This window comes from Collinsella aerofaciens (assembly GCF_040915425.1).
In the GTDB taxonomy this organism is placed as follows: domain Bacteria; phylum Actinomycetota; class Coriobacteriia; order Coriobacteriales; family Coriobacteriaceae; genus Collinsella; species Collinsella aerofaciens_BW.
This window is the reverse complement of record NZ_JBCPDN010000019.1, coordinates 23,976-34,693: the sequence shown is the minus strand read 5'-3', so window position 1 is coordinate 34,693 and position 10,718 is coordinate 23,976. Positions and strand designations below refer to the sequence as shown.

The following is a 10,718-nucleotide window of genomic DNA, read 5'->3' as shown; positions in this document are numbered from 1 at the left end:
GGGCTAGCACGTTTTCCACGCCGGCAGTGCGATACTCGTCAATCTTGGCGGCGATGTCGGCGTGGGTGCGGCCCACGCAGGTGAGATGCGCTACCGAGGGCGTATCGAATTCGCTCGAAATCATATGCGCGATGGGGGCGGTGGTGGCACCGTTACCCGAGCCGCCGGCCGAGCAGGTGACCGAGACAAAGCTCGGCGAAAGCTTACACAGATTGCCTGCCACCTCGCGAGCCGTGTCGAGGGTAAGCTCGCCCTTGGGCGGGAACATCTCAAACGAAACGGGTGCGGTGCCCTGGGATGCTGCCTGCTTAAAAACCTCGTCGACGCGCATATCGTGCTCCTTTAGATACTTAATAGTGTGATGTGTAGTAAGGATTCTACAGCACCACTGTGTTACGGTGGAGTTTCACTCGCTATTTGGGGATACCAATCGAAAATGCTTTGCTATCGGCATTTCTTATAACAGAGCGGTCAATCTAGGATGGGGCTATAAAGACTGGTATCTTATACGAAATACCAGTTAATAGAGCCCCATCCCAAATTGACTACCCTTAAACTATGGGGAGAGGTCTGCAATTTATACAGTTGATTGGCCATTAAGGGCGGCAGCGCCGCTGTGATGCGGTAACCTCATTGATTGGTTTCGCGACAGCAACATAACGGTAATGTCGCGGAAACACGGCGAGTCTAAGCTATGACTCGTTCGTTAGTAATCAACACCGCTTCTCACGCGGTGCCGATACGAAGGGAGTTCCGTATGGCCGATCTTACTGACCGCTTCGGGACCATGGTGTTCTCTGAGGAAGTCATGAAGGACTACCTCCCCAAGGACATTTGGAAGCGCCTTGCTGCAACCCTCGAGGACGGTGAGCCGCTCGACCTGGATGTGGCCAACGCCGTTGCCCACGCCATGAAGGTCTGGGCCATCTCCAAGGGCGCGACGCACTACGCGCACTGGTTCCAGCCGCTTTCGGGCATTACTTCCGAGAAGCACGACAGCTTCCTCGAGCCCAACCACGACGGCACCGCCATTACCAAGTTTACGGGCAAGAACCTCATCCAGGGCGAGCCTGACGCCTCCAGCTTCCCCAACGGCGGCCTGCGCGCCACCTTCGAGGCCCGTGGCTACACCGCTTGGGATCCTACCAGCCCCGCCTTCATTAAGGACGATGTCCTGTGCATCCCCACGGCTTTCTGCTCCTACACGGGCGAGGCCCTGGACAAGAAGACCCCGCTGCTGCGCTCCATGACCGCGCTCTCGCGTGAGTCCAAGCGCGTTTTGGCGCTGTTTGGTAAGACCCCCAAGAAGGTCGTTCCTTCCGTGGGCGATGAGCAGGAGTACTTCCTGATCAAGAAAGACGCTTACCGCAAGCGCAGGGACCTGGTCATCACCGGCCGCACCCTCTTTGGCGCTGCCCCCTGCAAGGGCCAGGAGCTCGAGGAGCACTACTTTGGCGCTATCCGCCCCACCGTCTCGGCCTATATGAAGGACCTGGACGATGAGCTGTGGGCGCTTGGCATTCCCGCCAAGACCAAGCACAACGAGGTCGCTCCCTGCCAGCATGAGCTCGCCCCTGTCTATGGCGAGGTCAACGAGGCCATCGACCAGAACCTGGTCATGATGGAGAAGATGAAGCTCATCGCCTCCCGTCACGACTTGGTCTGCCTGCTGCACGAGAAGCCCTTCGAGGGCATCAACGGTTCGGGCAAGCACAACAACTGGTCGCTTGGCACCGAGTCCGAGAATCTGCTCGATCCGGGCGACACTCCGCTCGACAACCTGCAGTTCATCGTCTTCCTCACCGCGGTGATCGAGGCCGTCGATAACTATCAGGAGCTCCTGCGTGCCTCCGTTGCCTCGGCCGGCAACGACCATCGTCTGGGCGCCAACGAGGCTCCTCCGGCGATTATGTCCATCTTCCTGGGCGACCAGCTTACCGAGGTCGTCGAGAAGATCATCGATGGCAAGGCTTCCGTCCATGCCACGCGCGGCGTGCTCGACCTGGGCGCCGATACCCTGCCCAAGCTGATGCAGGACAACACCGACCGCAACCGCACCTCCCCGTTCGCCTTCACCGGCAACAAGTTCGAGTTCCGTGCCTGCGGCTCCGAGCAGAACGTCTCCGACTCCAACCTGGTGCTCGATGCCGCCGTGGCCAAGTCGCTCAAGTCCTTCGCCGACGCACTCGAGGGTACGCCCGAGGATAAGTTCCAGGACGCCGCGCTCGAGTACTGCAAGAAGGTGCTGACCGATCACCAGCGCATCCTGTTCTCCGGCGACGGTTACTCCGACGAGTGGCCCATCGAGGCCGAGAAGCGCGGCCTTGCCAACAACAAGACCACGGCCGACGCCCTGCCCGCCTTTGTTTCCGATAAGGCCATTGCGCTCTTTGAGGAGACGGGTGTCCTGACCAAGGCCGAGGCCCAGTGCCGTTACGACTGCAAGCTCGAGAAGTACAACAAGCTCATGAACATCGAGGCTACCACGATGGTTCGCGAGGCGCGTCGTACCTATCGCCCGGTCATTACCGCCTACGCCACCAAGGTCGCTAAGGGCCTCGAGACTATTCGTGCCGCCGGTGCTGAGGCCGCCATGCAGTGCGAGCAGAACACGCTCAACAAGCTCTGCAACGGCATCACCACCATCAACGACTCCATCAAGGCGCTTGACGCCGTGCATCAGAAGGCTGAGGCCCTCGATGGCCAGGAGCAGGCCAACGTGTACGCGCACGAGGTCGTTCCCGCTATGGATGCGCTGCGTGCCGCCGTGGACGCCATGGAGGAGATCGTGGCAGCCGACTACTGGCCGGTCCCGACCTACGACGACATCCTGTTCTACGTGTAGGGCGTAACTGACATATCGTCACGGTATTGAGCCGGGGTCCGCATCATGTGGGCCCCGGCTTTTGATTGCGAAGGACGCTTTGAAGCCCGTTTTGCCGCCGATTTGCCTAGGTATAAAGGGCTATGGGCAAAAAACGTCAAATATGAGTACTGTCACAAGTCCTGTAACATTATTTATCTGCAAAATATGTAGTGTTACGCAACATATGTCCAAGTACTTAGCCGATAAACGTCTGCAATTTTTCCGCCGTAGGACGCCTGACGGCTAAATCGCCTTCTGAAGGCATGAAATTTCTGTTACTAAAATGGTAACAGTACTCATATTTGCTATTTTTTGCCCACAGGCCTTGCGATGATGTCGGGATTCGTACCCTGTCGGGTTCGAACCGCGGCGTTTCGGTAGCAAAAAGCCCGCTACCGCGAGGGTAACGGGCTTCTCGTTTCAAATGGTGCCCCCAGCGGGATGTCCGCGTGCGGCTGACGCCGCCCGCTTTCGCCGCGTCGCTTCGCTCCTTGCGTGCTGCGCTGGAAAACGCTTCGCGTTTCCTCAGCTCCGCACCCTGTCGGGTTCGAATCCCGGCGCATGGGTAGCAAAAAGCCCGCTACCGCGAGGGTAACGGGCTCTTCAATTCAAATGGTGCCCCCAGCGGGATTCGAACCCGCGATATCCACCTTGAAAGGGTGGCGTCCTTGGCCGCTAGACGATGGGGACAGCGGGAAAGAGTATAGCAGACTTTTTTAGCCGTTCACATATCGTTGGCAAACTGAAAAACCACCACAAAGGTGCCTGTCCCCTTTGTGGTGGTGAGGTGCTAGGGGAGGAGCTTCATGGCGGCGTCGTGGGCGGCGTGTTCGTAGGTGTCGTCGAGGGGCGTGAGCGGCAGCAGGGCTGTGGCCTGCGCATCGCCGCGGCGCTCGAGGGCGTGCGCGATCAGCCAGTCGGCGAGCTCGGGGTTCTTGGGCAGTGCCGGTCCGTGTAGGTACGTGCCGATGACGCCCTTGTAGATCAGGCCCTCAAAGCCATCGTCGCCGTTGTTGCCGGTGCCCGTGACGACGGACGTTCCGAGTGGCGTGGCCTCTGCATCGAGCAGGGTGCGACCTCCATGGTTCTCGAATCCCACAAAGGGCTCGGGTGCCAGATTGGTTTTGACGGCTACGTTGCCGATCAGGCGGTCGGAGCCGCGTACGGTTTCGGCGGCAATGACTCCCAGACCCTCAATACGATTCTCACCCATATAGTACGAACGGCCGAGCAGCTGATAGCTGCCGCAGATGGCGAGCAACGAACCGCCATCCTCAACATAGGATGCGACCTTGTCTTTTTGAGCGAGCAACTCGTGTGCCACGGCCAGTTGGTCGCGGTCGGAGCCGCCGCCCATCATGACGATATCGGCATCGGTGAGATCGAGCGCCTCGCCCATGCGGACCTCGTCCACGCGCACGGGAATGCCGCGCCAGGCGCAGCGGCGCTCGAGGGCGATGACATTGCCGCCGTCGCCGTAGAGGTTAAGGGCATCGGGATACAGGTAGACGATGCGCAGCGGGCGCGAAAGCTCGACTGGCGCGATGCCGACAGGAAGAGCGCTGCCGTCGGCACGGGCTACGGCGCGCCCGGCAACAGCGTCGGCGGTGGAACCTTTCAGCCCGTCGAGCTCCTTGACCAGCGGCGGGAAGGCCGTGTAGTTGGCGACGGCGTAGAAGGTGTCATCGGCGGCCTCGTCTGCCACGGCGCCAATTGCCTGCGCGACGTCCGAGATAATCGCGGCATCGATGCCGGCGTACTTGAGGCGCACCTGCATGTCGTGCGCGCGCGTGCCTCCGGCAAAGGCGACAAGACCCGGCGTGTCGGCGATGCGCTCAAAGTCGACGTCGTAGATCCACGATACATCGTGTCCGTCGGCGTCGTTGTCGTTGAGGAAGAAAGCGCAGAGTCTGCCGCCTGCCGTCTTGATGGACTGGATTTGTCGATCAAAGCCTACGGGATTCTTAGCCAGGTTGGCCTCGACGGTGCGGCCGGCGATATCCCAGCGGCCCATGCGTCCGCCGGCGGGGACGTAGGCATCGAGCGTGGGCTGCAGGTGCGCCGTATCCACGCCTAACTCATGTGCGGCAAAGAATGCAGCGGCAACGTTGTAGACCATGTACAGGCCGTTGTAACGCGTGACGATGTGTGCGGCTGGCGCGCTGGAATCAGATCCAAACACCAGGTCAAAACCATAGCCGTCGCAGCCGAGCTCCACGCCCGTCACGCGACGGACAAGCGCAGGGCGGGCCCAGCCGCACGAGGGGCAATGGTAGGCGCCGAGCTGGCCGTATTGCACGTAGTCATACTCCAGCGGCGCGTTGCACTGTGAGCAAAAACGTGAGTCGCTAATACGGTCGGACTCGGTGTTGGTGGCGCCGTCGATGCCAAAGGCAATGCTCGCGTTGGGAACGCGCGCGGCAATCGAGGCGCACAACGGGTCGTCGGCGTTGTAGATGAGCGTTGTCGTCGGAGAGAGCTCCAGCGCATGGGCGATGACGTCTTGGGTATGGTCGATCTCGCCGTAGCGGTCTAGCTGGTCGCGGAACAGGTTGAGCAGCACAAAGTACGTCGGCTTGAGCTTGGGCAGAACGCGTACGGTGTAGAGCTCGTCACACTCAAAAACGCCCACGCGCTTGCCGCTGCTGGTGTGCCTAAGGCCGCCGCGGGCCTCGAGCAGAGCACCCACCACACCAGGTTCCATATTGTTGCCGGCACGGTTGCACACCACGGTAGCACCGCTGGCAGCAACGGCATCGGCGATGAGGTTGGAGGTGGTGGTCTTGCCATTAGTGCCGGTGATCACCACGCTGCGGTCGACCAGGCTCGCGAGGTCGCTTAGCAGCTCGGGGTCGATTTTCATGGCGATGCGGCCGGGAAGCACGCCACCCTGGCGTTTGAGGACAGAGCGCAGTCCCCAGCGAGCGATATCGCTCGAGGTGCAGGCAAGAGATGAGCGGAAGTTCATGAAGCCGTTCCTAACATAGATGACATGGTCGGGGCGATCGCGTCGCTAAAAGCCGTAGCGGCGCGCAAATTCCTGGGCAAGCTGCGATACGTCTTCGCAGGCATTGGCCCAGGGGGCAAAGTCGGGGGTATCCGAGATAATGCCGTCCGCTTCCCAAACGGCCTGGTGCGAAAGATCCCAGGGATCGCGTGGCTCGGGCCGGCAGGGAAGGTACGGCGTCTGGTACATGGGGTTCAGCAAGAAGAACGCGCCGCCCTCGCAGCGGTTAGCAAACTCGCGCAGCGCGCGTGTCGCCGGGCGCATCTTGTTCGTTTTGAACAGCAGAATCGTGCGGGCGAGCAGATACCAAGGAGAGTTCTCGAGTGCGTCTGCCCCGATCTCTTCCTCGAGCTGGTGGGCTAGGGCAAAAAAGCCGTCCTGATCTTCCAGACGAGCGAGGGCGAGCAACACGGTGCCTGCGGCTCGGGTGGGATAGCCTTCTGCCTTAAGGACGCGGCGGGCGTAGTTGGCGGCAGCGCGGTAGCGGGCGCTCGCCATGCACAGCTGCGAGATGGCCTCGAGCGTATGAAGCCACCCGATAAGAGCCGGCTCGCTCACGGTGAGATCGGCCGCCGTCACGCTGTCTGTCAGCACTTTGTTGGCCCAGTAGTGCGGGGCTTCCATGTCGAACCCGGGCACGCTTTGCTGCAGGTAATCGGCCGTGGTCGCCTCGAGCTTCATCAGGTCGCCCAGGCAGGCGTCAACGGGCATGTCGGCCAGGATGATGGCGAGCAGCTGGGCATCGAGGACATGCGCATCGACGCGGACGATCTTGAGCAGTTCATCACGCATATCGTCGAACAGGCGGTTGCGCGTCTGCTCAAACTCCTCGTCGCTGCCCATGTCCTCGATGCGATGGAGCTCGTCGAGCAGGTGGCGATGAACACCGGCATAGGACAGCAGCGCTTGGGCATGCTCGGACTGCGCATACTTATGAGGGTTGACGCTCACGTCGTTATGGACAAGCTCGCGTGCTGCATCGGTGAGTTCGGGGTGCGACGCAACGTAGGCGCGCTCCAGGTAGGCGGGGATGTAGACGCTCGGATCCATTAGAGGTCTCCTCCCTTAAACGGCAAGCCCTGCTCGGCCGCCCGCAGGATGCGCTCGTCGATCTGGGAACGCACGATATCGTTGGTGGCGACCCAGGCGGCAAAGCTGGCGTTGTCGGGGGCGCCCAGGCCCTCCTGCAGTACCGGCGTTGCCTCGGATAGCGCAAGGACAAGCTCGTCGGTGGAGCCCACACCCACGTTGACGCGGGCATAGACGCCATCGGGAAACTCGGTTTGGAAGTAGAGCGCCTCGGCTGCGTGCGGGCACGAGCGTGCAAGGATGCGCAAGTAGCGCTCGGCACCCTCGTAGTCCAGCTCGCGCCAGGCAGCGCTCATCAGCGCGATGAGCGTCCACGGGTCCAAGTCGCGCTCCGCGTCCTTGGGACGACGGCGCAGCGGCGTGTTGGCAAGATAGGGCACGGAGTGGGCAGAGCGAAAGCGTTTGAGCTCCTCGGCAGGGTATTCGAGCTTTGCCATGGCAAGCATCGCAGTATGGCGGACGCCGGCGGGGTCGTTGGGTGCAAAGTCCAGGCTGCGGTTTGCGGCTTCGAGCGACATGCGATAGCGGCCGCTAATGAGGGCGCGCGACGCAAGGGCGGCAAGCCAGCGCAGGTAGGGGCGGCGGGTCAGGTCGCCTGCGGCCTCACGCTCGTAGGGGTCCTGCGCCGAGGCAATCTTGAGCGCCAGGTCGTGCTCGACTTCATCGCGCTTGGATACCAGGTACTGTACGTACTCCTCGTTGGAGTTGGCGGTGAGGGCGGTCAGCATGCGCTGAGCGTCCCAGTTGGTCGGATCGAGCTCGGCCGCCTCGCGAAGCATGTTCTCGGCAGCGGCCTCTTCTTGTTCTGCCTGAGTATCGTCAGGGATAAAGGGAATGCGGTAGTCGACAGCTTCGACCACCTTGGCAATGAGATGCCCGGCGCGGTCGCGGTCGTGCACGATGAGCGGCGCGGGGTTGCGGGTGAATTGTTCCATCAGACGCTCTACGGCGGCACCATCGGTGAGCGGGATATTGTCGCGGCGCAAGGCCTCAAGAACGAGGCGATGGCAATCCTCTTGAATGGGATCGAATGCCATGGGGCCTCCTTTGCTGCGGTTAGGGTTCAAATGTCTCTATATAAAGTTCTAGTTTACCCGCATGTGGCACACCGGGGGTGCCGCACTTGGACATGCACCTTTGCACCACGAAGACGGATGTCGCACAAATGTCGGCACCTTGGACGACTGAGTGGTATCACGGTGCCGCAAACGGTCGATTTTTGGCGGCGAACGGGGCGCATTTTGGAGGGGCACAGTCCTGCCCGGGATATGTGGTCAACCTTGATAAAACGTTTGCCCAGCTTGGGAGTATGGATACCGCACAAGGGTCTTCAGGGATAGAAAAAACGTTTCATCATTGTTGGCTTTAGGTGAATAACTGACCAACCAGAACGGTAAAATAGTGTTTGTCTGAGCGTTGAGACGTTTAGACATCGCGCATTGTCATCGCCGACAACGCGCAAAACGGTCCTAACGGAGCCAATCGGGTGCTCCGTTATATACGCAAGTCTAAGAGGGGCTTGTTTAGGAGGCACAGTATGGGACGTTTTACCAATCCTCGCGATCTGTACTTTGGTGAGGGCGCTCGCCACGAGGTGAAGAACCTCAAGGGCAAGAAGGCCATCATCGTTTCTGGCGGCAGCTCTATGCGCCGCGGCGGGTTCCTGCAGGACGTCGAGGCCGACCTCAAAGAGGGCGGCTTCGAGGTCAAGCTGTTCGAGGGCGTCGAGTCCGATCCGTCCATCGAGACGGTCATGAAGGGCGCCGAGGCCATGCGCGAGTTCGAGCCCGACTGGATTATCGCCATCGGCGGCGGCTCGCCCATCGATGCCGCTAAGGCCATGTGGGTCTTCTACGAGTATCCCGAGGAGTCCTTCGATAACATCATCCAGCCGTTCAGCTTCCCTGAGCTGCGTCAGAAGGCTCACTTCTGCGCCATCTCCTCTACCTCCGGTACCGCTACCGAGGTCACTGCCTTCTCCGTCATTACCGACTACGCCAAGGGCATCAAGTACCCGCTGGCCGACTTCAACATCACCCCTGATGTCGCCATCGTCGACCCCGAGCTCACCTACACCATGCCCGCCAAGCTGTGCGCTCATACCGGCATGGACGCTCTGACCCACTGCATGGAGGCTTACGTTTCCACCTGCGCTTCCATGTTCACCGACGCCAACGCTCTGCACGGCATCCGCGAGATCGTCGAGTGGCTGCCCAAGTCCTATGCTGGCGACCATGAGGCCCGTCAGCACATGCACGAGGCTCAGTGCATCGCCGGTATCGCCTTCTCCTCGGGCCTGCTCGGCATCGTTCACTCCATGGCTCACAAGACCGGTGCTGCCTTCGAGAACGGCCACATCATCCACGGTGCTGCTAACGCTATGTACCTGGGCAAGGTCATCCAGTGGAACTCCAAGGATCCCCGTGCTGCCGAGCGTTACGCTTACGTGGCCAAGGAGATTCTGCACCTTCCCGGCGAGACCAACGAGGAGCTCATCGCCGCGCTCGTCCAGAAGATTCGCGACCTCAACGATCAGCTCAACATTCCGCAGTCCATCAAGGATTACGCGAATGGTGGCGTGAAGGTCGACGCCGAGAACCCGCAGATGGTTTCCGAGGAGGAGTTCCTCGCCAAGCTGCCCGAGATCGCCGCGAACGCCGAGCAGGACGCCTGCACGCCCGAGAACCCGCGTGAGACCAAGGCTGCCGACTTTGAGAAGATCCTCAAGGCCTGCTACTACGACACCGACATCGATTTCTAATCGACTCTTGTTATCGTAACGAGGGGCTCCGCACGTATCTGTACGGAGCCCCTTTCTTTTTTATTTTAGAGAATGGGATAGTTATGGCTTCAATTTTCAATAGCCCCAGCAAGTACATCCAGAGTCCGGACGAGCTGGCCAAGCTCGGTTCCTATGTCGAGCCGCTCGGTGCTAAGGCCCTCGTCATCGTGACGCCTTCGGGCAAGAAGCGCGTCGGTGCCAAGATTGAGGGCGGTTTTGCCGAGGCCAAGGCCGAGCTGCTGTTTGAGGACTTTAACGGCGAGTGCTCCAAGGGCGAGGTCGATCGCCTGGTTGCGCTCGCTCGCGACAACGGTTGCGACATCATCGTCGGCGTCGGTGGCGGCAAGATCCTCGACACCGCGAAGGCCGTCGCCTATTACCTGGAGTCCCCGGTTATCATTTGTCCCACCATTGCTTCGACCGATGCCCCGTGTTCGGCGCTTTCGGTGCTCTATACCGATGACGGCCAGTTCGACAAGTACCTCTTCCTGAAGGCAAACCCCAATATCGTCCTTATGGATACGACGGTTATCGCGGCGAGCCCGGTGCGCCTGACGGTTTCCGGTATGGGCGATGCGCTCGCAACCTACTTTGAGGCCCAGGCGACGCATGATGCCGACGGCGGCACCTGCGCTGGCGGCAAGGGCGGCATGGCCGGCCTGGCGCTCGCCAAGCTCTGCTACGAGACGCTTATGGCCGATGGCGTCAAGGCCAAGGTTGCACTGGAGAAGGGCGCGCTGACGCCTGCCGTCGAGCACATCATCGAGGCCAACACGCTGCTCTCCGGTATTGGCTTTGAGAGCTCGGGCCTTGCTGCTGCTCATGCCATCCACAATGGCCTGACGATGCTGCCCGAGTGCCACGGCATGTATCACGGCGAGAAGGTCGCCTTTGGCACCATCGTCCAACTGGTACTCGAGGATGCCCCGACCGAGAAGCTCGAGGAAGTCTTGGGCTTCTGCATTGAGCTGGGC

7 protein-coding genes and 1 tRNA gene are annotated in these 10,718 nt (G+C 60.7%); 3 read left to right on the top strand and 5 right to left on the bottom strand.

Features of this window, described 5'->3' with window-relative positions; translation table 11 throughout:
* Positions 1–331, bottom strand: a 331-nt coding sequence (locus AB5164_RS04180; protein ID WP_368147831.1) for a methylenetetrahydrofolate reductase, incomplete at its 3' end; no start/stop codon positions are given.
* A gap of 426 nt (positions 332–757) precedes the next feature.
* On the opposite strand from AB5164_RS04180, the gene AB5164_RS04175 reads away from it, so the two are divergent.
* Positions 758–2,845, top strand: coding sequence for a glutamine synthetase III family protein (locus AB5164_RS04175; RefSeq protein ID WP_368143202.1), 2,088 nt, complete (start codon positions 758–760; stop codon positions 2,843–2,845).
* Positions 2,846–3,479: 634 nt separating this feature from the next.
* On the opposite strand, the gene AB5164_RS04170 is transcribed toward AB5164_RS04175, so the two are convergent.
* The 4 genes from AB5164_RS04170 to AB5164_RS04155 form a co-directional block, all read right to left on the bottom strand.
* Positions 3,480–3,556, bottom strand: a tRNA-Glu gene (locus tag AB5164_RS04170).
* Between the two features lie 100 nt (positions 3,557–3,656).
* A complete protein-coding gene (locus AB5164_RS04165; protein WP_368143203.1) occupies positions 3,657–5,834 on the bottom strand; it encodes a MurT ligase domain-containing protein in 2,178 nt (725 codons plus the stop codon).
* 45 nt (positions 5,835–5,879) lie between these two features.
* Entirely contained in the window at positions 5,880–6,923 is a 1,044-nt protein-coding gene (locus AB5164_RS04160; RefSeq protein WP_368143204.1) for a hypothetical protein, read from the bottom strand.
* Positions 6,923–7,999, bottom strand: a complete 1,077-nt coding sequence (locus AB5164_RS04155) for a hypothetical protein (RefSeq protein ID WP_368143205.1) — start codon at positions 7,997–7,999, stop codon at positions 6,923–6,925. Before AB5164_RS04155 ends, AB5164_RS04160 begins: the two co-directional genes overlap by 1 nt.
* A gap of 500 nt (positions 8,000–8,499) precedes the next feature.
* Between AB5164_RS04155 and AB5164_RS04150 the strand changes: the two genes are divergently transcribed.
* Complete coding sequence (locus AB5164_RS04150) at positions 8,500–9,723, top strand: iron-containing alcohol dehydrogenase (protein WP_035136916.1); 1,224 nt, start codon at positions 8,500–8,502, stop codon at positions 9,721–9,723.
* An 83-nt stretch (positions 9,724–9,806) separates the two neighbouring features.
* Positions 9,807–10,718, top strand: a 912-nt coding sequence (locus AB5164_RS04145) for a glycerol dehydrogenase (protein ID WP_368147830.1), incomplete at its 3' end; no start/stop codon positions are given.

What these genes read in the sequence shown, in the direction of transcription:
- AB5164_RS04155 (WP_368143205.1), bottom strand. Translation starts at nt 7,999, where the DNA reads ATGGCATTCGATCCCATTCAAGAGGATTGCCATCGCCTCGTTCTTGAG.
- AB5164_RS04150 (WP_035136916.1), top strand. Translation starts at nt 8,500, where the DNA reads ATGGGACGTTTTACCAATCCTCGCGATCTGTACTTTGGTGAGGGCGCT.
- AB5164_RS04160 (WP_368143204.1), bottom strand. Translation starts at nt 6,923, where the DNA reads ATGGATCCGAGCGTCTACATCCCCGCCTACCTGGAGCGCGCCTACGTT.
- AB5164_RS04165 (WP_368143203.1), bottom strand. Translation starts at nt 5,834, where the DNA reads ATGAACTTCCGCTCATCTCTTGCCTGCACCTCGAGCGATATCGCTCGC.
- AB5164_RS04175 (WP_368143202.1), top strand. Translation starts at nt 758, where the DNA reads ATGGCCGATCTTACTGACCGCTTCGGGACCATGGTGTTCTCTGAGGAA.